At 66.8% G+C, this 25627-nt stretch carries 28 protein-coding genes; 9 read left to right on the top strand and 19 right to left on the bottom strand.

The window, feature by feature from the left end; all coding sequences use genetic code 11:
* Positions 1-75: 75 nt before the first annotated feature.
* From OXR00_RS08615 to OXR00_RS08640, 6 genes are all read right to left on the bottom strand, one after another.
* Positions 76-2925, bottom strand: coding sequence for a pitrilysin family protein (locus OXR00_RS08615; RefSeq protein ID WP_267387823.1), 2850 nt, complete (start codon positions 2923-2925; stop codon positions 76-78).
* 67 nt (positions 2926-2992) lie between these two features.
* A complete protein-coding gene (locus tag OXR00_RS08620) occupies positions 2993-3184 on the bottom strand; it encodes a hypothetical protein (RefSeq protein WP_242147822.1) in 192 nt (63 codons plus the stop codon).
* On the bottom strand, positions 3181-4326 hold the full coding sequence (gene tgt, locus OXR00_RS08625) for a tRNA guanosine(34) transglycosylase Tgt (protein ID WP_267387824.1): 1146 nt from the start codon (positions 4324-4326) through the stop codon (positions 3181-3183). The genes OXR00_RS08620 and tgt overlap by 4 nt, the downstream gene beginning before the upstream one ends.
* A gap of 53 nt (positions 4327-4379) precedes the next feature.
* Positions 4380-5276, bottom strand: a complete 897-nt coding sequence (gene era / locus OXR00_RS08630) for a GTPase Era (protein WP_267387825.1) — start codon at positions 5274-5276, stop codon at positions 4380-4382.
* 69 nt (positions 5277-5345) lie between these two features.
* On the bottom strand, positions 5346-6074 hold the full coding sequence (locus tag OXR00_RS08635; protein ID WP_267387827.1) for a class I SAM-dependent methyltransferase: 729 nt from the start codon (positions 6072-6074) through the stop codon (positions 5346-5348).
* Positions 6074-6499 (bottom strand): GtrA family protein, encoded by a 426-nt coding sequence (locus OXR00_RS08640; RefSeq protein WP_267387828.1) that lies wholly within the window; start codon positions 6497-6499, stop codon positions 6074-6076. Before OXR00_RS08640 ends, OXR00_RS08635 begins: the two co-directional genes overlap by 1 nt.
* 65 nt (positions 6500-6564) lie before the next feature.
* Here OXR00_RS08640 and OXR00_RS08645 point away from each other — a divergent pair, with 65 nt between their 5' ends.
* Positions 6565-8340: an AcrB/AcrD/AcrF family protein gene (locus OXR00_RS08645; RefSeq protein WP_267387830.1), complete on the top strand. Its 1776-nt coding sequence runs from the start codon at positions 6565-6567 to the stop codon at positions 8338-8340.
* A 30-nt stretch (positions 8341-8370) separates the two neighbouring features.
* Here OXR00_RS08645 and OXR00_RS08650 read toward each other — a convergent pair whose 3' ends face one another.
* From OXR00_RS08650 to OXR00_RS08680, 7 genes are all read right to left on the bottom strand, one after another.
* Complete coding sequence (locus OXR00_RS08650) at positions 8371-8991, bottom strand: MarC family protein (RefSeq protein ID WP_267387831.1); 621 nt, start codon at positions 8989-8991, stop codon at positions 8371-8373.
* On the bottom strand, positions 8988-9251 hold the full coding sequence (locus tag OXR00_RS08655; protein ID WP_267387832.1) for a hypothetical protein: 264 nt from the start codon (positions 9249-9251) through the stop codon (positions 8988-8990). Before OXR00_RS08655 ends, OXR00_RS08650 begins: the two co-directional genes overlap by 4 nt.
* Complete coding sequence (folD, locus tag OXR00_RS08660) at positions 9248-10123, bottom strand: bifunctional methylenetetrahydrofolate dehydrogenase/methenyltetrahydrofolate cyclohydrolase FolD (RefSeq protein WP_267387833.1); 876 nt, start codon at positions 10121-10123, stop codon at positions 9248-9250. The genes OXR00_RS08655 and folD overlap by 4 nt, the downstream gene beginning before the upstream one ends.
* Positions 10120-10428, bottom strand: coding sequence for a DUF167 family protein (locus OXR00_RS08665; protein WP_267387834.1), 309 nt, complete (start codon positions 10426-10428; stop codon positions 10120-10122). Before OXR00_RS08665 ends, folD begins: the two co-directional genes overlap by 4 nt.
* Positions 10425-10727, bottom strand: coding sequence for a YggT family protein (locus OXR00_RS08670; RefSeq protein ID WP_267387835.1), 303 nt, complete (start codon positions 10725-10727; stop codon positions 10425-10427). Before OXR00_RS08670 ends, OXR00_RS08665 begins: the two co-directional genes overlap by 4 nt.
* 60 nt (positions 10728-10787) lie before the next feature.
* The gene (argB, locus tag OXR00_RS08675; RefSeq protein WP_242147844.1) at positions 10788-11687 is read right to left on the bottom strand and encodes an acetylglutamate kinase; all 900 of its coding nucleotides are present in this window, start codon (positions 11685-11687) and stop codon (positions 10788-10790) included.
* A gap of 61 nt (positions 11688-11748) precedes the next feature.
* Positions 11749-12420 (bottom strand): queuosine precursor transporter, encoded by a 672-nt coding sequence (locus OXR00_RS08680; RefSeq protein WP_267387836.1) that lies wholly within the window; start codon positions 12418-12420, stop codon positions 11749-11751.
* Positions 12421-12588: 168 nt separating this feature from the next.
* Between OXR00_RS08680 and OXR00_RS08685 the strand changes: the two genes are divergently transcribed.
* Complete coding sequence (locus tag OXR00_RS08685) at positions 12589-13938, top strand: nucleoside transporter C-terminal domain-containing protein (RefSeq protein WP_267387837.1); 1350 nt, start codon at positions 12589-12591, stop codon at positions 13936-13938.
* A gap of 429 nt (positions 13939-14367) precedes the next feature.
* Here OXR00_RS08685 and OXR00_RS08690 read toward each other — a convergent pair whose 3' ends face one another.
* The 4 genes from OXR00_RS08690 to OXR00_RS08705 all read right to left on the bottom strand — a co-directional run bounded on the left by OXR00_RS08690 (position 14368) and on the right by OXR00_RS08705 (position 17325).
* Entirely contained in the window at positions 14368-15693 is a 1326-nt protein-coding gene (locus tag OXR00_RS08690; protein WP_267387838.1) for an ammonium transporter, read from the bottom strand.
* An 11-nt stretch (positions 15694-15704) separates the two neighbouring features.
* Positions 15705-16043: a P-II family nitrogen regulator gene (locus tag OXR00_RS08695; protein WP_242147852.1), complete on the bottom strand. Its 339-nt coding sequence runs from the start codon at positions 16041-16043 to the stop codon at positions 15705-15707.
* 143 nt (positions 16044-16186) lie between these two features.
* Entirely contained in the window at positions 16187-16390 is a 204-nt protein-coding gene (locus OXR00_RS08700; RefSeq protein WP_267387840.1) for a DUF2007 domain-containing protein, read from the bottom strand.
* The gene (locus tag OXR00_RS08705; protein ID WP_267387841.1) at positions 16390-17325 is read right to left on the bottom strand and encodes a DUF5996 family protein; all 936 of its coding nucleotides are present in this window, start codon (positions 17323-17325) and stop codon (positions 16390-16392) included. The genes OXR00_RS08700 and OXR00_RS08705 overlap by 1 nt, the downstream gene beginning before the upstream one ends.
* Before the next feature lie 41 nt (positions 17326-17366).
* Here OXR00_RS08705 and OXR00_RS08710 point away from each other — a divergent pair, with 41 nt between their 5' ends.
* Both OXR00_RS08710 and OXR00_RS08715 read left to right on the top strand, forming a co-directional pair.
* Positions 17367-17618, top strand: coding sequence for a type II toxin-antitoxin system CcdA family antitoxin (locus OXR00_RS08710; protein ID WP_267387843.1), 252 nt, complete (start codon positions 17367-17369; stop codon positions 17616-17618).
* Between the two features lie 40 nt (positions 17619-17658).
* Positions 17659-17913 (top strand): CcdB family protein, encoded by a 255-nt coding sequence (locus OXR00_RS08715; protein ID WP_276592992.1) that lies wholly within the window; start codon positions 17659-17661, stop codon positions 17911-17913.
* Between the two features lie 95 nt (positions 17914-18008).
* On the opposite strand, the gene tldD is transcribed toward OXR00_RS08715, so the two are convergent.
* Positions 18009-19439, bottom strand: coding sequence for a metalloprotease TldD (gene tldD / locus OXR00_RS08720; RefSeq protein ID WP_267387844.1), 1431 nt, complete (start codon positions 19437-19439; stop codon positions 18009-18011).
* Between the two features lie 51 nt (positions 19440-19490).
* Positions 19491-19724, bottom strand: a complete 234-nt coding sequence (locus OXR00_RS08725) for a zinc-finger domain-containing protein (RefSeq protein ID WP_242148285.1) — start codon at positions 19722-19724, stop codon at positions 19491-19493.
* 103 nt (positions 19725-19827) lie between these two features.
* On the opposite strand from OXR00_RS08725, the gene OXR00_RS08730 reads away from it, so the two are divergent.
* From OXR00_RS08730 to hisD, 5 genes are all read left to right on the top strand, one after another.
* Positions 19828-20760 (top strand): ABC transporter ATP-binding protein, encoded by a 933-nt coding sequence (locus OXR00_RS08730; RefSeq protein WP_267387845.1) that lies wholly within the window; start codon positions 19828-19830, stop codon positions 20758-20760.
* 38 nt (positions 20761-20798) lie between these two features.
* Positions 20799-22385 (top strand): L-aspartate oxidase, encoded by a 1587-nt coding sequence (gene nadB, locus OXR00_RS08735; RefSeq protein WP_267387846.1) that lies wholly within the window; start codon positions 20799-20801, stop codon positions 22383-22385.
* Positions 22386-22521: 136 nt separating this feature from the next.
* Positions 22522-23607 carry a class A beta-lactamase gene (bla, locus tag OXR00_RS08740; RefSeq protein WP_267387847.1) on the top strand — a complete coding sequence of 362 codons (1086 nt, stop codon included), beginning with the start codon at positions 22522-22524 and terminating at the stop codon, positions 23605-23607.
* Between the two features lie 58 nt (positions 23608-23665).
* Positions 23666-24328, top strand: coding sequence for an ATP phosphoribosyltransferase (hisG, locus tag OXR00_RS08745; RefSeq protein ID WP_267387849.1), 663 nt, complete (start codon positions 23666-23668; stop codon positions 24326-24328).
* A complete protein-coding gene (gene hisD, locus OXR00_RS08750) occupies positions 24325-25608 on the top strand; it encodes a histidinol dehydrogenase (RefSeq protein ID WP_267387850.1) in 1284 nt (427 codons plus the stop codon). The genes hisG and hisD overlap by 4 nt, the downstream gene beginning before the upstream one ends.
* The last annotated feature ends 19 nt before the right edge of the window (positions 25609-25627 follow it).

A 25627-nucleotide genomic window follows, 5' to 3' on the forward strand; every position in this document is an offset into this window, starting at 1 on the left:
CCGTGGCGAAACACCGGATGGTGCGTGTAAGGGTGGGACGGGATCGCTCCCGCCCCATCCATTACGACGTAACGTCTATTTCAGCGCCGCCTTGCTGAGATCGAGCGTGCTGGCGGGGATCACCTCGACCTGCGGGTATGCCTTCTTCAGCGCCGGCAGGAACAGCTTGGCATCGCCGACCACCACGACGCTCGCCCGCGCCGGGTCGATCACGTCTTGCGCCGCCTTCTGCACCGCCGCCGGATCGACCGCCGTCACCGCCGGCACAAAGCGCTTCAATTCATCGAGCGGCACGCCCTCCAGCACATATTGGCCGAGCACCGACGCGATACCGCCGGTGGTTTCGCTGGCGCGGCCGAACCCGCCGATCAGCACCGCCTTGCGCGTCTCCAGTTCGGCGGCAGGCACCGGCTCGGCACCGAGTCGCTTCATCTGCTCGATCATGATCGCCACCGTCTCGGGCGCGGTCGGGTTCTTAGTCTGCGTGCGGGCGGACAGCGTGCCGGGGCCGCGATGCGCGTTGAGGCTGCTGCTCGCGCCGTAGGCGAGGCCGCGCTTGATACGGATCTCGCTGTTCAATCGCGACGAATAGCCGCCGCCCAAGACCGCGTTGGCGACGCTTGCCGGATAATATTCCGGGTCGCTGCGCGCGATGCCGGGCCGTGCGACCACCACGCCCGCCTGCCCCGCATCCGGCATGTCGACCACGATGACGCGCGGCGCGGGGTATGCGCCCACGACCGGCGCGGGCGCGATCGCCGCCGCCGGTGCCGTCCATGCCGCGAAGTTGCTCTCGGCGAGCGACTTGGCCTGTGCGGGCGTGATGTCGCCGACCATGATCAGCGTCGCCGTGTCGGGGTGCCATGCCTTGGCATAGGCCTGCCGAATGTCACCCTGCGTGATCGCCTTGAGCGAGCCGGGCGTGCCGGACAGCGGATGGCCATAGGGCGCATTCCCGAACACCGCGCGCGCCGACACCAGACCGGAGAGCGCACCGGGGTCCTTCATCGTCACGCTGACACCGTCGATCGCCTGCACACGCGCGCGTTCGACCTCCTCTGCCGCGAACACAGGATGCTGCGCGACGTCGGCCAGGATGGCGAGCGCCGGTCCCGCCTGATCGGACTTGATCGTCACCGCCACGTCCGAGCCGTCCCAGCCCGCATCGGAGGAGATCGAGCCGCCCAGCGCCTCGATCTCGCGCGCGATCTGCGTGGCGGTGCGGGTGGTGGTTCCTTTCGTCATCACGTCGGCGGTGAGATCGGCGAGGCCGGCGCGCGTGGCGGGATCGTCCGCGCCGCCGCCGGTGGTCACCAGTGCGGCACTCAGCAGCGGCAGGGCATGCCGCTCGACCACCACCACGCGGAGCCCATTGGCGAGGCGGAACTCGTTCGGGTTGGGAATCGCGGCGGTGACTGGCGTGCCGGCCTTCGGCGGGGCGATGCGGTCGGCGGGCGGGGCAAGTTCGGGCGTATCGATATGTGCGGGCGGGACGAGGTTGGTGACCTGCACCGTATTCGCGACGGCGATCGTGTCGCCCTTGGCACCGGCGGGCGCCATCTCAGGCGATTCGTAGACGATCGTCGCGGACGCGTCGTCGCGCAGATATTTGCGCGCGACCCGCTGCACGTCAGCGGCGGTGACTTTCTGGATCGCGGCGAGCTGCCGGTCGGACGTGCGCGGATCGCCGTCGATGATCGCCGAGGAGGCGAGCGCGCGGCCCTTGCCCTCCGCCGTCTCGCGGCCAAGCAAGGCGGCGGTGAGGATCTGGTTCTTGGCCTCGGTCAGTTCCTCAGGCGTAACCGGCGCATCGCGCAGCTTGGCGATCTGCGCCCGCAGCGCCGCCTCGCCCGCCGCGACCGGCTTGCCGCCCGCCATCATCGCGAACACGAACAGATTGCCCGGCCCCTGCTTGGTATCCACGAAGCTCTGCGCCTGCGCGGCGAGCTGATCGCGATAGACGAGGCTCTGGTAGAGCCGCGAGCTTTCGCCGGTCGACAGGATTGCGTTCATCACGGTCAGCGCCGGATTGTCGGGGTCGTTGTCCGCCGGCACCGGATAGCCGATCACCACCGCCGGCAGCGGGGTGTTGGGTTCGTACACGGTGTAGCGCGTCGCGTGGGCGCGCGGCGGCTCGGTGACGGTGACGCGCGGGATTTTGCCGGCGGGGCGCTTGATGGGGGCAAAATACTGGTTCACCCAGGCGTTGAGCTGCGCCGGGTCGAAATTGCCCGACACCACCAGCACGGCATTGTCAGGCCGGTAATAGACCGCATGGAAGGCGCGCACGTCGTCGATGCTGGCGCTGTCGAGATTGGCGATGCTGCCGATCGTCGAGCGCGCATACGGGTGTCGGCTGTAAGACGCCGCCGCGGTATAGGCGGAGAACAGCTTGCCGTACGGCCGCGCGAAGTCGCCGCGCAGCTCTTCCTTCACCACATCGCGTTCGGAGGCGAAGTTGGTCGGATCGACCACGAGGTTCGCCATCCGGTCGGCTTCCGCGAACAACAGCCGCTGGAGGTGGTTGGCGGGCACCGTCTCGTGATACTCGGTGTAATCGTCGCTGGTCGAGGCGTTGTTGTTGCCGCCGACATCCTCGGTCAGCCGGTCGAATGTTTCCGGCGGCAGGTTGCGTGTCGCCTTGAACATCAGGTGTTCGAACAGATGCGCGAAGCCCGAGCGCCCGGCGGGATCGTCCTTCGAGCCGACGTTGTACCACACCTGCACCGACACGTTGGAGGTGCCGGTATCGCGGATCGCGTAGACCTTGAGGCCATTGGGCAGCGTGCGTTCGGTGAAGTCGAGCGGCTTCAGCGTCGCCGAGGGCGGGTTCGGTTTTGCGCTCTCGCCCCCGGCGGATTGAGCATGCGCGGCGAGCGGGAGCAGGGCGGCGCCCAGCATGAGGGCGGCACGAAACAGGCGCATCGACATCTCCGAAAGTCAGGCGCGCACCCTTGGCCCGGCGCGCGGCTCTGTCAATCGGGGCGCCGCATCACTTCTTGCGGGTGCGGTTCACGTACAGGAACGCCGCCGTCATCGCCGCGGACCCGACACCGATCGCGATCGGTACGATCGGCCAGTGGTCGCGGTTGTAGACGGTCGCATCGGCCGCCGCTTCTCGGGCGCGCTTGGCATCGCGGGCGGCGGCGGCGATTTCGTTGAGTTCCTCGGATTCGTCGGTCATGTCACACTCTCCCTTTGCCGGCTATAGGCCGCTCTGAACGCATCAGCGAAGGTCTTGAGCCGTCCGTCCGCGATCGCGCTGCGCAGATCGGCCATCAACGCCTGATAGAAGCAGATGTTATGCTCGGTCATCAGCATCGCGCCGAGGATCTCGCCAGCGCGGACGAGGTGGTGGAGATAGGCGCGGCTCCACGTCGCGCACACCGGGCAACCGCAGGCGGGATCGAGCGGCCCCTGATCCTCGCCGAACTTGGCGTTGCGCAGGTTGATTGGCCCTTCCCGCGTGAACGCCTGCCCCGTCCGCCCGGAGCGCGTCGGCAGCACGCAATCGAACATATCGATGCCGCGCTCGACCGCGCCGACGATATCGTCGGGCTTGCCGACGCCCATCAGGTAGCGGGGCTTGTCGACCGGCAATTGATCGGGCGCGAAATCGAGGCAGCCGAACATCGCCGCCTGCCCCTCCCCCACCGCCAGACCGCCGACCGCATAGCCGTCGAAACCGATGTCGATCAGCGCCGCCGCACTGTCGCCGCGCAACGTCTGGTCGAGCGCACCCTGCTGGATGCCGAAGATTGCGGCATTCTCGGCGTGTTCGCCGCCGCTGTCGAAGGCGTCACGGCTGCGTTTCGCCCAGCGCATCGAGCGCGCCATCGCCGCCGCCTGCACCTCCGGCGTCGAGGTGGTCGGCACCAGCTCGTCGAACGCCATCACGATATCCGAGCCGAGCAGCCGCTGGATCTCGATCGACCGCTCCGGGCTGAGCGTGTGGCGCGTGCCGTCGAGGTGGCTCTTGAAGGTGACGCCGTTTTCATCGCGCTTGGTGAGATCGGACAGGCTCATCACCTGATAACCACCCGAATCGGTAAGGATCGGCCGGTCCCACCCCATGAAGCCGTGCAGGCCGCCCAGCCGCGCGACCCGCTCCGCGCCGGGGCGCAGCATCAGGTGATAGGTGTTGCCGAGGATGATGTCGGCACCGGCCGCGCGCACATCGGCGGGCTTCATCGCCTTCACGGTGGCGGCGGTGCCGACCGGCATGAAGGCGGGGGTGCGGACCTCGCCACGCCGCATGGCGATGGTGCCGGTGCGCGCCTTGCCGTCGGTGGCGCTGATGGTGAACTCGAAACGCGGGGCCGTCATCTGAGGGGTTTAGCGCGGAACCGACCGATGTGGAACCACCCTAACCGTCTGGATCATTCCACCCAGTCGAGGCCCATCTCGCGGTACATGTCGCGCTCGTCGTCCCAGCCCGGCCGGACCTTGACATGCAGGTACAGGTGCACCGGCCGGCCCATAATGTTGCTCAGCTCCGCCCGCGCGCGCGCGCCGATCTCCTTGATGCGGGCGCCCTGCTTGCCGAGCACGATCGCCCGCTGCGTCGGGCGTTCAACCATGATCTGCTGGTGGATCTCGACCGAGCCGTCCTCGCGCTCGTTATACTGTTCGGTCTCGATCGCGCTAGCGTAGGGCAGTTCGGCGTGAAGCTGGAGGTAAAGCTGCTCGCGCGTCACCTCGGCGGCGAGCGCGCGTTCGGTCGCGTCGGAGACCTGATCCTCCGGATAGTGCCACGGCCCGACCGGCATCGCCTTGGCGAAATGCGCCTTCAACTCCGGCAGCCCGTCGCCGGTCGAAGCGCTGACGAAGAACGTCTCGGCGAACGGGGCGAGGCCGTTGAGGCGCTCGGCATGGAGCAGCAGCTTGGCCTTGTCGGCGAGATCGACCTTGTTGAGGATCAGATATTTCGGCTCGGGCCGGGTGGCGATCGCCTCGGCGATTTCGGTCACCTTGTCCTTCAACCCACCCTTGGCATCGACCACCAGCGCGAGGATATCCGCGCCCTCGGTGCCGCCCCATGCCGCGCTCACCATTGCTCGGTCTAGCCGACGCTTCGGCTCGAAGATGCCGGGCGTGTCGACCAGCAGGATCTGCGCATCGCCTTCGATCGCGACGCCCATCAGCCGGGTGCGCGTGGTCTGCGCCTTGGGGCTGACAATCGCGACCTTCTGCCCGACCAGCGCGTTGACGAGCGTGGACTTGCCGGCATTGGGCGCGCCGAGCACGGCAACGAGGCCGCAGGTTTGGTCGGTCATGGACATCGTGCTTTCTGGAATCATCCGCCGCCCTACCACATTCGGTCGCGCGGCGCGATTGCGGCGATGTTACTTGGGCGAGGCGAGCGTCACGATCGACACGCCCGGCGTCAGCGGCACGCGCCCGACGAGATGGCGTTCCCACCGGAAGATCGTCTCGAACACGGCGTTGACCAGCTTGGGCGGCGGCGAATCGTCGCTGTCGTCCTTGCCGCGCAGCCGCCCGGCGATCCGCGATGCGGCAGCGAGCGGGAACAGCAGCGAGTTGAAATAGCCGAGCTTGCGCGATTTCAGACCCGCCGCCGCGATCGCCTTCTCCAGCGTCGCCTTGGAATAGCGGCGGTGGTGGTGGTTGACGGTATCGTGCGCGCTCCACATCCATTGATGCGCGGGCACGGTGATGAGGATCTTGCCGCCGGGCTTGAGGCATTCCGCCATCGCCTTCAGCGCGGCCACATCGTCCTCGATATGCTCCACCACGTCGAGCACCGCGATCAGATCATACGCGCCGCGCTCGACGCCGGTCAGCGCCGGGAGCGGTGCCGAGCCGACCGGACGTCCGAGCCGCTGGCTGGCGATCTCGCGCGCGGCGGGGTCGATCTCGATCGCTTCGACCATGCCGAACTTGGCCAGCATCGGCAGATTGTGCCCGGTGCCGCAGCCGATCTCGAGGATGCGCGCCTGCGCCGGCAGTTGACCCTCGCGTGTCAGATAATCGGCGAGAATGTCGCGCCTGGCCCGATACCACCAGTGCGTGGAATCATGCGCCGCCATGCGGTCGTAAACAATGCGATCCATTATCCGAATACCAGCCAGCGATTGAGAATGAAGGTGAAGACCGTCGCACAGGCGACCGCCGGCAGCAACGGCACCCACGCCGGATAACCGAGCAACGCGGTGCCGATCCAGGTGATAGCTGCGTTGAGCAAAACGCCAGACCCCTGTACCATCACGAACTTGACTTGCTTGGCCGGGCCGCCGTCGCCGCTGCCATGCCCCTTGAAGCTCCAGCGGCTGTGCAGGAAATAGCCCGCCGTCACCGCCACGGCGAATGCAAACGGCACCGCGTAGACGGCATGGTGGCGCGAGAACACGTACAGCGTCAGCGGCAGGTACACCGCCGAGTAGATCAGCGTCGATACTGCCCCGGCGATGCCGAAGCGGATCAACTGCCCGAACACCGGGTTCGACGTCACGCTTTCCACCCGCCCTGCCAATGTCATTACGTTCACTTGCCCTTTGCGCCGCCCCCGGTAGAGCGCAGAGATAGACGTGGAAAGCTTTTTGCATGGTTAGCGCACGCTCCGATACTCTGCTCGACCGCTACTGGGTGCGACTGACGCTGCTCGCCTGGGTGCTGACGAGCCTGTGGTTCCTGCACGATCGATGGGCGCAGATGCAGTTCCTGTCGCTGCCCGACACCGACGACAACATGCGGCTGATGCAGGTGCGCGCGCTGCTCAACGGCCAGGGCTGGTACGATCTGCGCCAGTACCGGATGAACCCGCCGGTGGGCTTCAACATCCACTGGAGCCGCCTCGTCGATCTGCCGATCGCCGGGATGATCCTGCTGTTCCGCCCATTCTTTGGCGTGCCCTTTGCCGAGAAACTGGCCTGCGGCATCGCGCCGCTGCTGCCGCTGTCGATCGCGATGCTCGGGCTTGCCGCCACTGTGCGCCGGCTGGTCAGCCCGCTGGCGTGGCCGCTGGCGATCGTGTTCCTGCTGTGCTGCCCGGCGACCATGCTGATGTTCATGCCCGAACGCATCGACCATCACGGCTGGCAACTCGCGATGCTGAGTCTGACGGTGGCCGGCCTGTCCGACCCGAAGGGGCCGCGCGGGGGGCTGATCGTCGGCCTCGCCAGCGCGGTGTCGCTGACGATCGGGCTGGAGATGCTGCCATTCTGCGCGGGCGCGGGCGGCATCATCGCGCTGCGCTGGGTGTGGGATCGCGCCGAGGCGCCACGCATGGCGACCTATGCGCTAGGCCTGTCGGGCGGCTCCGCGCTCGGCTATGCCGGGTTTGCCTCCTATGCCAACAGCGTACTGCGCTGCGACGCGCTGACGCCGGTATGGCTGTCGGTGATGATCGTCGCGGGCGCCTTGCTGTTCCTGCTCGCGCGGGTCTCCCCGCAAAACCGTGCGGCGCGGCTGGCGATGGCGATCGTCGCCGCGCTGGTGATCGCCGCCGGCTTCGCGCTGGTATTCCCGCAATGCCTCGGCCGGCCCGAACAGGTCTCGCCCGAACTGGCGCGGACCTGGCTCGCCAATGTTCGCGAGGCCAAGCCGATCTACCAGCATCCGCTCCGCAACGCGATCACCGTCGTCACGCTGCCGATCATCGGCGTGATCGGCGCGATCGTCGCAACATGGCTGGCGCGGCGGGACCGCAAGCTGGTCAATTGGGTAACGGTGCTGCTGTTCACCACCTTCGCCGCGCTGATGCTGCTGTGGCAGGCGCGCGCCGGGCCGGGCGCCCAGCTGCTCGCGGTACCGGGCGCGGTGGCGTTGGGCTGGCTGATCTTCCCGCATCTGCTCGGCAGCCGCTGGGTGCTGGTGCGGGTGGCCGGCACGGTGGCGGCGTTCCTGATCGTATCGGGCACGTTCGCGGGCTATCTCATCAACTACCTGCCGATCGCCAAGCCTTCGGCGCGCTACACTAGGGTGAACCGCGCGGGCGGATCGTGCAGCAGCAACTACGCGCTGCGCCCGCTCGACCGCTATCCGGCCGCGACGATCTTCACCTTCGTCGATCTCGGGCCACGGCTGATCGTGCTGACGCATCACGATGCCGTTGCCGGGCCATACCACCGCAACGGCGATGCCATCCTCGACGTGCAGCACGCCTTTACGCGCAGCCCCGCCACGTTCCGCGCGATCGCCAAGCGTCACGGCGCGACCCTGCTGCTGGTGTGCCCGAACATGGCGGAATCAACCGTGTACCGCGCGCGGGCGCGCGGCGGGTTCTACGACCAGTTGGCGCACAACAAAGTGCCGGCGTGGCTGGAGCAACTGCCGCTGCCGGCGAAATCGCCGCTGCGGCTCTGGCGGATCACGTATTGAGGGCGCGGTGAGGGCGGCTCTTTCGCGCCCTCAGCCCATGCTGATCTTCACCCCGTCGATCACGAACTGCACCGCCAGCGCCGCGAGCAGCACGCCGAGGATCCGCGTCACCACCGCCTCGATCTTGGCGCCCAGCACGCGCATCAGCGGCCCCGCCGCGAGCAGCGCGGCAAGCGTCAGCAACAGGATCGTACCAAGCGCCGCAAGGATCACCAGGGTCCGCTCGATGCCCTCGTTACGGCTCATCAGCAGCATCACCGATGCGATCGAACCCGGCCCGGCCAGCATCGGCATCGCCATGGGGAAGATCGACACATCCTCCACCTCGGGTGAGGCCGCGACCTTGGCGGCGCGGTCTTCGCGGCGTTCGGTGCGCTTCTCGAACACCATTTCCAGCGCGATCAGGAACAGCATGATCCCGCCAGCGATGCGGAACGAGGCAAGGCTGATGCCGAGCCCGCGCAACAACGCCTCACCGAACAGCGCGAACGTCACCAGAATGGCGGCCGCGACCACCACCGCGCGGATCGCCATCGCACGCGCATGTACCGGCGTCGCGTTGGCGGTAAGGCCGGCGTAGATCGGCGCACAACCAAACGGATCGATCACCACGAACAGCGTGATGAGCGTGGAGATGAACAGCTCGATCATCGCGGCGCCACCACGACATCGGCGATCACGCGGGTATAGCGCTTGCCATCCCGCACCTCGACGGAGAGCGTGCGATCGTTACGGGCGGCGACATGCCAGCGCAGCGTCTCGCCACCGGACGCGCCGAAGCCATTGCCCGCGCGCACGTTGATCCCCGTTGCCCATTGCCCGGCCGTCTGCGCGGCTTGCGAAAAGGCGATCTCCGCATCCCTTGCGGTCTTCGGCCCCGACGAACCGAGCAGCGGCGGTGCCAGGGTCACAACGCCGCCTCGTCGATCGCCACACCCTCGCGCCGCGCCGCGGAGACCAGCGTGTTGCGCAACAGCACCGCGATCGTCATCGGCCCGACCCCACCCGGCACCGGCGTGATCGCGCCCGCCACGCTCGCCGCGCCGGCGAAATCGACATCGCCGACCAGCCCGGTCGCGGTGCGGTTGATGCCGACGTCGATCACGGTCGCGCCGGGTTTGATCCACTCGCCCTTGACCATCTCCGCCCGGCCCACCGCCGCGACGACGATGTCGGCACGCTTGACCACACTCGACAGATCGCGCGTGCGCGAATGCGCCACGGTGACGGTGCAGCTTTCCTTGAGCAGCAGCTGCGCCATCGGCTTGCCGACGATGTTCGACCGGCCGATCACCACCGCATCGAGGCCGGTCAGATCGCCGAGCTGATCCTTGAGCAGCATCACGCAGCCGAGCGGCGTACACGGCACGAAGCCCGCAAGCCCGGTGGCGAGCCGCCCGGCGTTGACCGGGTGGAAGCCGTCGACATCCTTGTCCGGGTCGATCCGCGTCGTCACCGCCAGTTCGTCGAGATGCGCCGGCAGCGGCAATTGCACGAGGATCCCGTCCACCGCCGGATCGGCATTGAGCCGGTCGACCAGCGCGAGCAGATCGTCCTGCGACACATTGACCGGTAGCTTGTGCTCGAAACTTTCCATGCCCGCCGCAAGCGTCGCCTTGCCCTTGGAGCGGACATAGACCGAGGAGGCCGGATCCTCGCCGACCAGCACCACCGCAAGGCCGGGCTTGCGCCCCGCCGCAGTCACGAAGTCGGCGACCTGTACCGCGATGCGTTCGCGTAGGGCCAAGGCAAAAGCTTTGCCGTCGATGATGTTCGCGCTCATGGTGCTACCCCGTACAGCGTGTTTGCGCGTGCCGCCAGCGCGACCGGATCGCCAAGGATACGCAGCCGCTTGAGCCGCGCGCTCTCGCCCGCGATCACGCTCACCGCGCGCTTCGCCACCCCGAACGTCCGCGCCACCAGCACGACCAGCGCGGCATTGGCGGCGCCGTCGACGGGCGGTGCGGCGACCCGCGCGGCGAAATACTCCGCGGTACCCGGCACCAGCGCCTCACGCCCGCCGCGCGGCGTCACACGGACGGCGATCTGGATGCCGTCGTCGCGCGTCGTCCACGCCGCTCCGTTCACATCGGCGTGCCGTAGCGCAGGTGGCTGGCGAGATTGCCGAGCACGATGTCGAGGATGATGAGGATCACAATCACCACCATCGGCGACAGGTCGATCGCGCCGGTGCGCGGCATGTAGCGGCGGATCGGCCGGTACATTGGCTCCGTCAATCGGTCGAGCGCCATCGCGACCGACCGCACGAACTCGCTCTGCATGTTGACGACGTTGAACGCGATCAGCACCGACAGGATGAATTGGATGATGAGGATCCACCAGACGACCTGGACGAGTACCTGCAGAATCTGAATCAGGGTAATCAACGCATGCCTCCGATAAACCGTGGGCCAACGCCTACCCGCTTTTCGGCTGCGCGACCAGCATCACGCATGGACGAGCGTACCCGCGCCGCGCTTCGTAAAGATTTCAAGCAGCATGGCATGCGGCACGCGTCCGTCGAGGATCACCGCCGCCTCGACGCCATTCTCCACCGCCATCACGCAGGTTTCGAGCTTGGGGATCATGCCACCGGTGATCGTACCGTCCGCGCGCAAGGCAGCGACGCCAGCGGGGTCGAGATCGGTGACGAGGTCCTTGTTCTTGTCGAGCACGCCCGGCACGTCGGTCAGCAGGAAGAAGCGTTCCGCGCCGAGCGCGGCGGCGATCGCACCCGCCATCGTATCGGCGTTGATGTTGTAGGTCTGGCCGTCCTTGCCGTGCGCGATCGGCGCGATCACCGGAATCACGCCCGCATCGGAGAGCGTGTCGATGATGCGCCGGTCGACGTGCACGGGTTCCCCCACGAAGCCGAGATCGACATGACGTTCGATGCCCTGCAACTTGTCCGGCTTGGAGCGACCGACCTTTTCGGCGGTGACGAAATTGGCGTCGCGCCCCGAAATGCCGACCGCACGACCGCCGGCCTGATCGATCCAGCCGACGATTTCCTTGTTGATCGATCCCGCCAGCACCATCTCCGCGATCCGCGCGGTCTCTGCGTCGGTGACGCGCAGGCCATCGACGAAGCGCGATTCGACACCGAGCCGCTTGAGCATCGCGCCGATCTGCGGACCGCCGCCGTGGACGACGACCGGGTTGATCCCGACCGCCTTCATCAGCACCACATCCTCGGCAAAATCGCGCGCTGCCTCGGGATCGCCCATCGCGTGGCCGCCGTATTTGACGACAAAGGTCGCGCCGGCGTGAAGCTGCATATACGGCAACGCCTCGACAAGCGTTTCGGCCTTGGCGAGCAGCGCGGGAAAGGGCGAATGATCGGTCATGCGCGCGCCCTTAGCGATTTCCGGTGGGGATTAGTAGCCTTCCGCGCACGTGCCGTTCGGCTCAGGCGTCCAGCCGGCGCCCGAACGCTACGAACAGGTAGATCAGCGGCGGCACCAGCACTGCCGACAACAGCACCTTGACGATCATCTGCCCGATCAGCAGCTCGCCGATCGGGAACACACCTGCGAACGCTATCGTCACGAACAGCAAGGTATCGACGATCTGGCTGAGGATGCTCGCCACGCCAGCGCGCAGCCACAGCATCCGGCCGCCCTCGCGCCCTTTCAGCATCGAAAAAATCGTCACGTTGAGCGTCTGCGAGATGCCGTAGGAGATAATGCCGCCGAGCCATATGCGCGGCGTGCCGCCCATCATCATCGCGAACGCCGCCTGCCGGTCGGGCGCCATGTCGGGCGCGGCCGGAAGCGCCAGCACCAGCAGCGACAGCAGCACCGATACCACCAGCGGCACGAACCCGAACCGCACCAGCCGCGTCGCGGTCACGCCGCCATGCAGTTCCGCCACCGCGCTGGAGGTGATGACGAGCAGCAGGAACGCGGCAATCCCGGCCTCGATCGCGAGCGGCCCGAGCCCCAACATCGGCCCCAACGCCGACACCGGGCCGAGCGAAACCTGTTTGTTGCCGAGCACGCCGGCGATACACACCATGCCGCCGTAGAAGATGGAGAAGAAGAACAGCGAACGCGGGATGACGAGGGGCGGCTTTTGCATCCGCTGCACGCTAGCCCGTTTCACGGTTTCGTCAAAGCGGCCAATATCCGGTGCTTACGCATGGCGGCCGTGCGACGTTCTCTCTGGCGCGGCGGCCCTCGCCCTGTATGGTGCGCGCGAAAAAGGTGCCCGGGGGCGGCACCGCACGACTGGGCGCGAACGAACCGCATGACCAAATTCCTGATCGGCATCGCCGGTATCGTCGTCATCCTCCTGATCGCGTTCGCGCTCTCCACCAACCGGCGTGCGATCCGCCCGCGCGTGGTCGGCGCGGCATTTGGGTTGCAGATCGCGATCGCGGTGCTGGTGCTGTACGTGCCGGTCGGTCGGGTCGTCATCCAGAGCATGGCCAACGGCGTCACCGCGCTGCTCGGCTATGCCGGCGAGGGCACGCGCGTGATCTTCGGCGATCTCACCAACCCGGCCTGCGTGATGACCACCGCGCAGCCGCTCGGCGGGGCGGTGCACCAACCACTCGACGCCGCCGCCGCGCACTGCATCTACCCCGCGCACGCGTTCGCGCTTGGCGCGCTGCCGGTCATCATCTTCTTCGCGGCGCTGGTGTCGGTGCTGTACCATATCGGCGTTATGCAGCTCATCGTGCGCTGGATCGGCGGCGCGATCGAGCGTGTGGTCGGCGTCAGCAAGGTCGAGTCGCTGTGCGCCGCCGCCAACATCTTCGTCGGGCAGAGCGAGGCGCCGCTGGTGATCCGCCCCTATCTCGCCAGCCTCGCGCCATCGCAGCTGTTCGCAGTGATGACGGTGGGCATGGCGGGCGTGGCGGGCACCATCCTCGCCGCCTATGCGCTGTTCCTCGGGCCGGGCGCGCTGCCGTACCTGCTCGCGGCGTCGTTCATGTCCGCGCCCGGCGGCCTGCTGATGGCGAAGATCATCATGCCCGACCCGCCCGTGCTGATCGAAGGCGAGTTGCCGCTCGACAGCGGCGCGCCGATCGATCTTCAGGATCAGACCATCCGCGCGATCGAGGCCCCGCGCGAGGAGCGCGCCGCCAACGTCATCCAGGCCGCTGCCGAGGGCGCACGCACCGGCGTTCAGATCGCGGTGGCGGTGGGGGCGATGGTGCTGGCGTTCGTATCGCTGGTGGCGCTCGCCAACGGCATCCTCGGCGCGATAGGCGGGCTGTTCGGTCATCCGGAGCTGAGCTTTCAGGAGATCCTCGGCACCGTGCTGGCGCCGGTCGCGTGGCTGCTCAACATCCCGTGGAGCGAAGCGCAGGCGGCGGGCGGGCTGCTCGGCACCAAGGTGGTGCTGAACGAATTCGTGGCGTTCGATCAGCTCGGCAAGATGCCCGGTCTCAGCAAGCACACCGTCGCGATCGTCACCTTCGCGTTGTGCGGCTTCGCCAATTTCAGCTCGATCGCGATCCAGATGGCGTCGACCGGCAGCCTCGCCCCCAACCAGCGCCCGATGATCGCCAAGCTCGGGCTGCGCGCACTTGCCGCCGGCAGCCTTGCCAATCTGATGTCGGCGGCGCTGGCGGGCCTGCTGATCGCATAACAGCCGACATGGTGGCTGCCGAGCCAGCCGCAGGGCTTCCCCGCGCGCGGCGCGGAGCATCTGCATCAATATTCAACCCATCACTGCTGTAGCCTCATCGATCGCACTGGGCCTGCGCGCCCGCGCGGGGCCCTGTTCGTGGCCATGAACAGGGTCAGCCCCCGCGACGCGAGAAGCCGCAACACACGGCTGATGATGCCGAGGACCTGAGCGACTCGCCCACATATGAGCGTGACCACCGATGAAGAGCGGCGGCAGTGGCGTTGTCGCCACGCCCACCGCCACGCCATCACGCCGATGGATCAGCGCATCGCTCCTGCCGCCGACCGCATCGCCTGCCAAAAAAAGGCCGGTGCGTCGCCGCACCGGCCAAAGGTCGTCCGCAGGAGGAACGAGCTGGGGGGCCGGGAACGCCGGCCCCGAACTGGATCAATTGTAGGCGCGCTCGCCGTGTTCGCCGATGTCGAGGCCTTCGCGTTCGACGCCTGGCGAAACCCTGAGCCCGGTCACCGCCTTGGCGACGTAGATCGCGATCACCGTGCCGACCGAGGCCCAGACGATCGTGGTGGCGACCGCCTCGATCTGGACGAGCAACTGGTGGCCCATGTTGAAATCGGGCTTGCCTGGGCCGCCGAGCGTCGGCGCGTAGACGATGCCGGTGCCGACCGCACCGATCATGCCGCCGATGCCGTGCACGCCGAACGCATCGAGCGCGTCGTCATAGCCGAGCTTGGGCTTGAGGAACGAAACCGCATAGTAACACACCACCGACGCGACGGCGCCGAGGATGATCGCCCCGAACGGGCCGGAATTGCCTGCCGCCGGCGTGACCGCGACCAGGCCGGCGACGATGCCTGAGCAGAAGCCCAGCGCCGAACCCTTGTGGCCGTTGGCCCGCTCGACCAGCATCCAGGCGAGCGCCGCGGCAGCGGTGGCGACGAAGGTGTTGATCATGGCAAGTGCCGCCGAACCGTTCGCCTCCAGTGCGGAGCCGGCGTTGAAGCCGAACCAGCCCACCCACAGCAGCCCGGTGCCGATACCGGTCATCGTCAGTGAGTGCGGCGCCATGCGCTCGGTCGGATAGCCGATACGCTTGCCGAGGATCAGCGCGGCGACCAAGGCCGACACGCCGGCGTTGATGTGCACCACGGTGCCGCCCGCGAAATCCAGCGCGCCCATCTTGAAGAACAGGCCGCCCGATGCCCAGACCATGTGCGCGACCGGGAAATACACGATCGTCAGCCACACCGCGCCGAACACCATCACGGCGGAGAACTTCATGCGCTCCACCACCGAGCCGAGCACCAGTGCGACGGTGATCGCGGCGAACGTCATCTGGAAACAGATGAAGACATATTCGGGAATGGCGACACCGGCGGTAAAGGTCGCGGCGGTCGAATCCGGCGTGATGCCGGCGAGGAACGCCTTGCCGAAGCCAGAGACGAACGCGTTGCCACCGTCACCGAACGCCATCGTGTAGCCGTACATCACCCAGATCAGCATCGCGAGGCAGGCGACCGCGCCGATCTGCGTCATCGTCGACAGCATGTTCTTGGCGCGGGTGAGGCCGCCGTAGAACAGTGCGAGGCCGGGCACGATCATCATCAGCACCAGCAGCGTGGACGTCATCATCCACGCGGTATCGCCCTTGTTGACGGTCGGCGCCGGGGCCGCCGCCTGTGCCCAGGCGGGAAGTGCTGCAAATGCCAGCGCGGCGATGCCGGCGGCGCCGGCGATCTTCAATCCTTGTTTCATCACTGCCCCCTTCACAATGCGGTCTCGTCGGTCTCGCCGGTGCGGATCCGCACCGCCTGGCCGACATCGAGCACGAAGATCTTGCCGTCACCGATCGCGCCGGTGTTGGCCGATGCCTGGATCGATTCGACCACCTTGTCGGCGAGGTCGGACGCGCAGACGATCTCGATCTTGATCTTCGGCACCATGTTGGTGCTGTACTCGGCACCGCGATAAATTTCGGTCTGGCCCTTCTGGCGGCCGAACCCCTTTACTTCGCTGACGGTCATGCCGGCCACCCCGATCTCGGTAAGCGCCTCGCGCACCTCGTCGAGCTTGAATGGTTTGATGATGGCAATAACGAGCTTCACCCGACGCCCCCTGTTCGCTGTATTCCAAACAGAGCCTCGCAATCCCCATGCCAAGTTGAACCGACGGATTTTTGCGGCCCGCGACGGGAACAAAAGCTTACCGACAGGTAAATTTTGAGCAGATCCGGGCGACTGCCCGAAATTCAGGCAGCGTCGGCGATGATCCGGCGTGCAGCCTCGGCGTCATCCTCGTCCACCATCACCCGCACCGGGATGAACAGGTAGCTGCCATCGGCGATGCTCGCATTGGCGTCGAGCGCGAACGCGGGGATCCCCTCGGAATCGAGCCGTCCGATCACGATATGCGCTTCGTTGCGGTTGAAGCGGCCGATTTCGACAATCGCCATCAGGCGACCACGCGCGGCACGCGGCGCCGACCGAGGGGACATTCGAGACTGTCCCGGTCCCATCCGGCGAGATCGGCGGCGGCATCGTAGGTCGACTGACAGAAGGCGAGGATCGCCTTGTCGGGGTCGGGCGCGGCGCGGACCGCATCATAGGGCAGGATGAATTCGCCGAGCGTCGCGTCCCAGGCCGCCGCCTTTGGTCCGATCCGCGCCGCGGCGAAGCCATCCGGCGCGGGATAGGCATAGGCGTAGAAGGCGGCGGTCGGATAGGCGTCGCTGCCCGGCCAGAAACCGACGCTCGCCTCCTCGTGGCTGTACGCTTCGCTCGTCACCGCATCGGGCAGGCCCGGAAGGCCGCCGGGATGGCGCGGCGCGTCGCGCCCGGAAAAGCGGGTCACGGCAAGATCGAAGCTGCCCCAGAAGAAGTGTACCGGGCTCGCCTTGCCGAGGAAGCCGGTGCGGAATTCGCCGAACACGCGCGCGATGCGGATCAGCGCCTGCCAGAACGCCCGCGCCGCTTGCGCGTCATACGGCCGTTCGGCGTGATCCTCGGCGAAGGGGATGGCCTCGGGCATTTCGCTGGGCGTGGCGTCAAACGTGCTCGGCACGTCGAGATCGTCGAGGCAGGCGATCACCGCTTTGTGGAATTCGGCGATGCTGCCGGCGTGCAACCCAATGCCGCGACTGCGCCCGTCGCTGGTCATGAAGACCAGCCGGTCGTGCAGGAAATCGAAGTCGATCTCGAGGATGCGGTTGCCGACCGGAATCGCCGAGGTGGTCAGCCCCCGCGCCGAGACATACAGCGGCACGTGCCAGCTATGGTTGAGCCACGGCGTCAGCGCGAGCCGGACCTTGCCGATGATCTGCGTGCGCAGTTGCAGCGCGATCGCGGTTTCGCGCCAGGCGGACCAGTCGAGCTCGGGCCAGTTGCTCATCCGTGCCTCCGATTGACCATCATATGCCATGCGCATAACACATGCGCGTGCTCGAAAGACCCAGTCCACCGTCAAAGCGCTGCTCGGTCAATCTCTCGATCGACGCGACGGTGCTGGCCGAAACCAGGGAATACGGCATCAGCCTGTCGCGCACCAGTGAGGAGGCGCTTGCCAAAGCCGTCAAGGCGGAACGCTGGCGTCGCTGGCAGGACGAGAACCGCGAAGCGATCGAGGCGAACAACCGCTGGGTCGAAGAGAACGGGTTGCCCTATGCCGATTTGCGTCTTTGGTGATGGCGCAATTCGATGTGCATGAAGTCAGGCCAAGCAATATCTGATCGACTGTCAGTCCGATCTGCTATCAAATCTCGAATCGCGTTTTACCGTTCCGCTGATTGCGATAGACAACAGGCGCAACGCGATCGACCGACTTCATCCGCTTTTCACGATTGAAGGCACAGTCATGATGATGATCACCGAGCTGGCGGGCGCGATCCCGGCACGCTCGATCGGTCGCCGCGTGGCAACGCTCGCCGCGCAAGAGTATGAGATCAAGACCGCGCTTGATATGTTGATCTCGGGAATTTGACATCTGGCACGTCGTGGCGGAGCCACGTCCTCGCTCGCGCGAGGCCGGCCGAGCGGCGCACGGTCGTAGCGGCTACGCCACTGCGTGCCGCTAGACTAGACCGCCGTGCCGCCGACCGTCAGCCCCTCGACCAGCAAGGTCGGCTGGCCGACGCCGGCCGGCACCGACTGCCCGCCCTTGCCGCACATGCCGACACCCTCGTCGAGCGCGAAGTCGTTGCCGATGCCCTTGACCTTGGTGAGGCACGATGGCCCGTCACCGATCAGCGTCGCACCCTTGATCGGCGCGCCGATCTTGCCGTTCTCGATCCGATACGCCTCGGTGCAGGAGAACACGAACTTGCCCGAGACGATATCGACCTGCCCGCCGCCGAACGACTTGGCGAAAATGCCGGTCTTCACGCGGGACAGCAGTTCGGCGGGATCGTCGTTGCCGCCACGCATGAAGGTGTTGGTCATGCGCGGCATCGGCGCGTGCGCGAACGACTCGCGGCGACCGTTACCGGTCGGCGCCACCCCCATCAGGCGGGCGTTGAGGCGATCCTGGATATACCCCTTGAGGATGCCGTCCTCGATCAGCACGTTTTCCTGCGTGGGCGTACCCTCGTCGTCGATCGACAGCGAACCGCGCCGGTCCATGATCGAACCGTCGTCCACCACCGTCACGCCCGGAGCCGCAACCCGCTCGCCGATGCGGCCGGAGAACGCCGAGGTGCCCTTGCGGTTGAAATCGCCCTCGAGGCCGTGGCCGATCGCCTCGTGCAGCAGGATGCCGGGCCAGCCCGGCCCGAGCAGCACGGTCATTTCGCCAGCGGGAGCGGCAACCGAATCGAGGTTCACTAACGCCTGCGCCAGCGCCATGTCGATCGCGCGATTCCACGTCGCCGGCTCGAACAGATCGGCGTAGAGATAGCGCCCGCCAAGCCCGTGATTACCGGTCTCGCGACGGCCGTTCTGCTCGACCACGATCGAGACGTTGAGGCGCACCAGCGGCCGCACGTCGGTCGCAACGAAACCGTCGGGCCGCACGATCTCGACCACCTGCCAGCTTCCCATCAGCGACACCGACACCTGCGCCACGCGCGGATCGCGCGCACGGGCGGCGGCGTCGATCGTCTGGCACAGGTTCACCTTGTCCGCGAACGGCACGAGGTCGAGCGGATCGGCGGCGGTGTAAAGGTGGCGATTGGTCGCGCGCGGCGCGGCCGCCTTGGGGCCGGTGGCGGGGTCGATCAGCGCCATCGTCTCGGATGCACGGCGGATTGCGTCGGCGGAGAGTTCGTTGGCGTGCGCGAACGCGGTGGTTTCACCCGAGACGGCGCGCAGGCCGAAGCCTGAATGCGTGTCGTAGCTCGCCGTCTTCAACCGCCCGTCATCGAAGCCGAACGCCTCGGACTTGCGATATTGCAGGTAGAGTTCGCCGTCATCGGCACGCGACAACGCGCTTTCGGTCAGCGCGAGCGCCGCATCGGGGGAAAGCTGGCCATCGTGATACAGGAAGGCGCGCGGATCGGTTGGACTGGTCATCACGTCAATATAGGCACCGCGAAAGCGATGTCACCACACGACGATACCGGATCAGTGGCTGGCGCCCTCGGAAATATCCGGCAGCGTCGACTGGTCCACGCCATCCGCCGGCCCGCCGATCAGGATGAAGCGACGGTCACAATAGCCGCAATCGACGTAACCCTTCTCGTCGATTTCGAGGAACACGCGCGGGTGGCCGAGCGCGGCGCCGCCGGGAATGTCGCTGGCGCCGTCACAGGCAACGCGGGGCTGGGAGACGCGGGAGGTTTCGGGCGGTGCGATCATGTCCACGCGGATAGCAAGCCACGCGGCCGCACTCAATCGCCTTTCGGGGTGCGCACGTCCTTTAGGGTTGCACCGGCCGATTGAGGGCGTATGCGCGGGAGCCATGAGCGAAGCCGCCATCTCCATCACCGATCTGTGCAAGACCTATCAGGGCGGCAAGCGCGCGCTCGATGGGGTGACATTCGATGTGCCGCGCGGTCAGATCTTCGGGCTGCTGGGCCCGAACGGCGCGGGCAAGTCGACGCTCATCAACATCCTCGCCGGCCTCGTCAACAAGACCAGCGGATCGGCGACGATCTGGGGTTTTGACATCGACCAGCACCCGCGCAACGCGAAAGTGTCGATCGGCATCGTCAACCAGGAGATCCTGTTCGACCCGTTCTTCTCGCCCGTCGAGACGCTGGAGATCGCCGCCGGGCTGTACGGCGTGCCCAAGCGTGAGCGTCGATCCATGGAGCTGCTGCGCGCGGTGCATCTCGAGGACAAGGCCAATGCTTACGCCCGCACGCTGTCCGGCGGGATGAAGCGGCGGCTGATGGTCGCCAAGGCGATGGTGCATTCGCCGCCCGTGCTGGTGCTCGACGAGCCGACCGCCGGTGTCGATATCGAGCTTCGCCAGCAATTGTGGGCCTATGTGAAGAGCCTCAACGAACAGGGCGTGACGGTGGTGCTGACCACGCACTATCTCGAAGAGGCCGAGGAGTTGTGCGACCGCATCGCCATCATCAACCACGGCCGTCTCATCACCAACCAGCCGACGCGCGAATTGGTCGGCATGGCGCAGGAGAAGATCGTCGCGGTCACGGTCGATCGCGATGTTGCCACCGTGCCGGTGCACGACAGTTTCGAGAAGATCACACTGAAGGGTGATCGCACGCTGGAGATCACCTACCGCAAGGACCGGGTGAACGCGGGCGGCGTGCTCGCGGCAATTCAGTCCGACGGGTTCGGCATCGTCGACGTCAGCACGCGCGAGGCTGATCTTGAGGACGTGTTCCTCAACCTGACCCGCGCCGCCAACGCGCACGCGGCCTGACCCGACGCGCCGCCTGCCCCCGAACGGAATGATAGCCGATGGCTGAAGCGCAAACCTCCGACATCCTCATCATCGGCTCGGGCGCGGCTGGACTGACCGCCGCGCTCAACCTCGCCGATCGGTTTAAGGTGACGGTGCTCGCCAAGGGCAAGCTCAACGAAGGTTCGACCGCATGGGCGCAGGGCGGTATCGCCGCCGTGCTGGAACCGGGCGACACCTTCGAGAGCCATATCGAGGACACGATGATCGCCGGCGCCGGTCTCAACGATCGCGCCACGGTCGAGTTCGTCGTGGAGAACGCGCCGAAGGCGATCGCGCGGCTGACCGAACTCGGCGTCCCGTTCAACATGGACGGGAACGCGCCGCACCTGACGCGCGAGGGCGGCCACTCCCACCGCCGCATCGTCCATGTCGCCGACGCGACCGGCCACGCGGTGCAGGTCGCGTTACAGACTGCGGCGGAGGCGCATCCCAACATCCGCCTGCTGCCCGATATGGTGTGCGTCGATCTTGCCACCAGCAAGCATGAGCAACGCTATTCGGGCGCCGGCCATGTCTGGGGGGTGTATGCGGTCAACCGCGAAACGGGTCGGGTCGAGCTGTTCACCGCGCGCGCGACGATCCTCGCGACCGGTGGTGCTGGCCGCACCTATCTGTTCTCGACCGCCCCACGCGGTGCGACCGGTGATGGCATCGCGATGGCGTGGCGGGCGGGGGCGCGCGTCTCCAACATGGAGATGATGCAGTTCCACCCGACCTGCCTGTACAATCTCGACGTCAAGAACTTCCTCATCACCGAAGCCGTGCGCGGCGAAGGTGGCCACCTGCTGCTGCCGGATACGGGCTATCGCTTCATGCCCGATTTCGACCCCCGCGCCGAACTCGCGCCGCGCGACGTGGTGGCGCGCGCGATCGACCATGAGATCAAGCGGCTCGGCCTCGATTACGTCCATCTCGACATCAGCCACCGGGGGGCGGACTTCATCCGCGAGCATTTCCCCAACATTTACGAGAAGCTGCTCGGCCTCGGCATCGACATGACCAAGGAGCCGATCCCGGTCGTGCCAGCGCAGCATTACACCTGCGGCGGCGTGGTGATCGATCTCGACGGGCGCACCGATCTGCCCGGTCTGTACGCGGCGGGCGAATGTTCGGAAAGCGGGCTGCACGGCGCCAACCGGCTGGCGTCGAACTCGCTGCTCGAATGTTTCGTGTTCGGCGAGGCGTGTGCGCGCCACATTACCGAGCATTGGGAGGACCTGCCCCCGCCGCCGAGCATCCGCGCCTGGGACGAAAGCCGCGTCACCGATTCGGACGAGGAAGTCGTCATCAAGCAGAACTGGACCGAGATCCGGCGCTTCATGTGGAATTACGTCGGGATCGTGCGCACCACCAAGCGACTGGAACGCGCGCAGCACCGCATCCGCATGCTCACCGACGAGGTGAACGATTATTACGGCCACTTCCGCGTCACGCCCGACCTGATCGAGCTGCGCAACCTGCTCCAGACCGCCGAGCTGATCGTGCGCTCGGCGCTGCATCGCAAGGAATCGCGCGGGTTGCACTATACGCTCGACTATCCCGAAATGCTGCCGGACGCGATTGATACCGTGTTGGTTCCCTAAGCCGACTCGCCCTGCCGCCGTATCGGCGCGCTTCACCGCGCATTTATGCGGTTGGGTACCAATGCGATATTGCAACATACGAGAGTTTCAGCATTTTTGCCTTTCCTGCGAGAAGGGGCCGGCAGGCAACCATGAAGTGACCGAGACAGTGGCGTTCGAATCCTCCCGGCCGTATTCCGGCATCCTGCTAGCCTTGGCGCTGTGCGCCTGTGTCCATGATGCTCGCACCGCAACGCAGACGCCGGAGAAGCAGACCACGCAAGTGGTGATGGCAGTGCCGCCCTCGGTCCCGCTGCCGGTCGCGGCGCCCGCTGCGCTGGCCCGATCGATTAACGCGGTCGCGCAAAGCTTCGACGGCCGCGTCGGCGTGGCGGTGCACAGCGTCGATAAAGGCTGGACGGTCGAGAGCAACGGCGACCTGCGCCTGCCGCAGCAAAGCGTAAGCAAGCTGTGGGTGGCGATGACCGTGCTCGATTTCCGCGATCGCGGTCGCCTCACGCTCGACGATCCGATCACGCTCACCGAGGCCGACCTCACGCTGTTCCACCAGCCGATCGCCGCACTGCTCAAGAACGGCGGATATCAGACCACGGTCGGCGAACTGCTCCGCCGCGCGCTCACGATGAGCGACAACACCTGTAACGACCGGCTGCTGCGCTACGTCGGCGGGCCGAGCGCGGTGCGTGACTTCATCGCGCGCAAGGGCCTTGGCAACATCCGCTTCGGCCCCGGCGAGAAGCTGCTGCAAAGCGGCACCGCCGGCCTGACGTGGAAGCCGGAATATTCCTACGGCAATACCTTCGCAGTAGCGCGATCGCGGCTGCCGCAAGCGGAGCGGGTCGCCGCGTTCGAGCGGTACGTCGCCGATCCGCCTGACGGTGCCGCCCCGCGCGCGATCGCCAGAGCGCTCGCCCGGCTCAAGAAGGGCGATCTGCTGTCACCGGCGTCGACTGCGCTGCTGATCGACACGATGAAATCCTCCAAGACCGGCAAGCAGCGGATGCGCGGCGCGGTGCCGTCCGGGTGGAGCTTCGGCCACAAGACCGGCACCGGCCAGGACTTGGCCGGGCGCACCGCCGGCTACAACGATGTCGGGTTGCTGATGGCGCCGGACGGGCGCACTTATGCGATCGCGGTGATGATCGGCGATACGCCGCGTACCATCCCGCAACGCCAGCAGTTGATGCAATCGGTGGTGGAAGCGGTGGTGGCGAACTCGTAGGGCTTCGCCGCCACCGCGTGTTGCACCGGCGCGGGCGCGCCGGTAGAGCCACGCCGACATGACCGATCCTATCATCATCGCCGTGCCCAAGGGCCGCATCCTCGAAGAGGCGGTGCCGCTGCTGAAGCGTGCCGGCATCGTACCCGAAGCCGCGTTCAGCGACGAGAACAGCCGCGCGCTTCGCTTCCACACCGAAACGCCCGGCATCGACCTGATCCGCGTGCGCGCGTTCGACGTGGCGACCTTCGTCGCGCATGGTGCGGCGCAACTCGGCATCGTCGGGTCGGACGTACTCGCCGAGTTCGACTATTCCGAACTGTACGCGCCGGTCGATCTCGGCATCGGTCATTGCCGGCTGTCGGTGGCCGAACCCGCACAGATGGCGGCGGGCGACGATCCGCGCGGTTGGAGCCACATCCGCATCGCCACCAAATATCCGCACGTGACGGCACAGCATTTCGAGGCGCGCGGCGTGCAGGCCGAATGCGTCAAGCTGAACGGCGCGATGGAGCTGGCGCCGCTGCTCGGCCTTGCGCCGCGCATCGTCGATCTGGTCTCGTCGGGCCGCACGCTGAAGGAAAATGGGCTGGTCGAGGTGGAGGTGATCGCCGAAGTGTCGTCCCGCCTCGTCGTCAACCGCGCCGCCTTCAAGACCCGCGCGGAAATCGTGCCGCTGGTCGAACGCTTCCGTCAGGCCGTGACGATGGAGTTGGCCGCATGATCCGCCTCACCACGTCCGACCCCGCGTTCGAGCGGGACTTCGCGGCGCTCGTCAACGCCCGCCGCGAGAGCGACGCCGACGTCGCGCGCGACGTGCGTACGATCCTTGCCAGCGTGCGCGACGAGGGTGATGCCGCCGTCGCCGCATTCACCGAGAAGTTCGACCGCCACGATCTCAATGCGACCGGCTGGCGGATCGAGAAATCGGAATGGATCGCCGCCTATGAAGGGCTCGCGCCCGATCTGCGCGCCGCGCTCGATCTCGCCGCCGCGCGGATCGCGACCTATCACGAGAAGCAGAAACCCACCGACAGCGACGCCACCGACGATGCCGGCGTCCGGCTCGGCGCGCGCTGGAACGCGATACAAGCGGCGGGCATCTACATCCCGGGCGGGCGCGCGGCCTACCCCTCCTCGGTGCTGATGAACGCGATCCCCGCGCGCGTCGCCGGGGTCGAGCGGCTGGTGATGGTCACGCCGACACCCAATGGCGAGGTCAATCCGCTGGTGCTTGCCGCCGCGCATATCGCGGGCGTGGACGAGGTGTGGCGGATCGGTGGCGCGCAGGCGATCGCCGCACTCGCCTACGGTACACAGCGGATTCCGGCGGTCGACGTCATCACCGGCCCCGGCAACGCCTGGGTGGCGGAGGCCAAGCGGCAGGTCTACGGCATGGTCGGCATCGACATGGTGGCAGGCCCGAGCGAGATCGTCGTCGTTGCGGACGGTCGCAACGATCCGACATGGATCGCCGCCGATCTGCTCAGCCAGGCCGAGCATGATCCGACCAGCCAGTCGATCCTGTTCACCGACGATGCCGCCTTTGGCGATGCCGTGGCCGAGGCGGTCGATCTCCAGATCGGCGAGCTTTCCACCGCCGACACCGCGCGGCAGAGCTGGGACGCGAACGGCGCGATCATCGTCACCGCCAGCCTTGCCGAGGCGATCCCGCTGGTCGACCGGCTTGCGCCCGAACATCTCGAACTGGCCTGCGACGACCCGCAGCCGCTGTTCGATCGCGTCCGCCATGCCGGTTCGGTGTTCCTCGGCCGGCATACCCCGGAGGCGATCGGCGATTACGTCGCCGGCCCGAACCACGTCCTGCCGACGGGGCGGCGTGCGCGCTTTGCCAGCGGCCTGTCGGTGCTCGATTTCATGAAGCGCACCAGCTTCCTGCAACTCGACCCCGCCAGCCTTGCCGCCATTGGCCCGGCGGCGGTGGCGCTGGCAGAAACCGAGGGGCTGCCCGCACATGCCAGGTCGGTGGCGCTGCGGCTGTAGGTACGAACGGGGTGGGATT

Origin of the sequence: Sphingomonas sp. GC_Shp_3, from assembly GCF_026540945.1 — a bacterium.
Taxonomy (GTDB): Bacteria; Pseudomonadota; Alphaproteobacteria; order Sphingomonadales; family Sphingomonadaceae; genus Sphingomonas.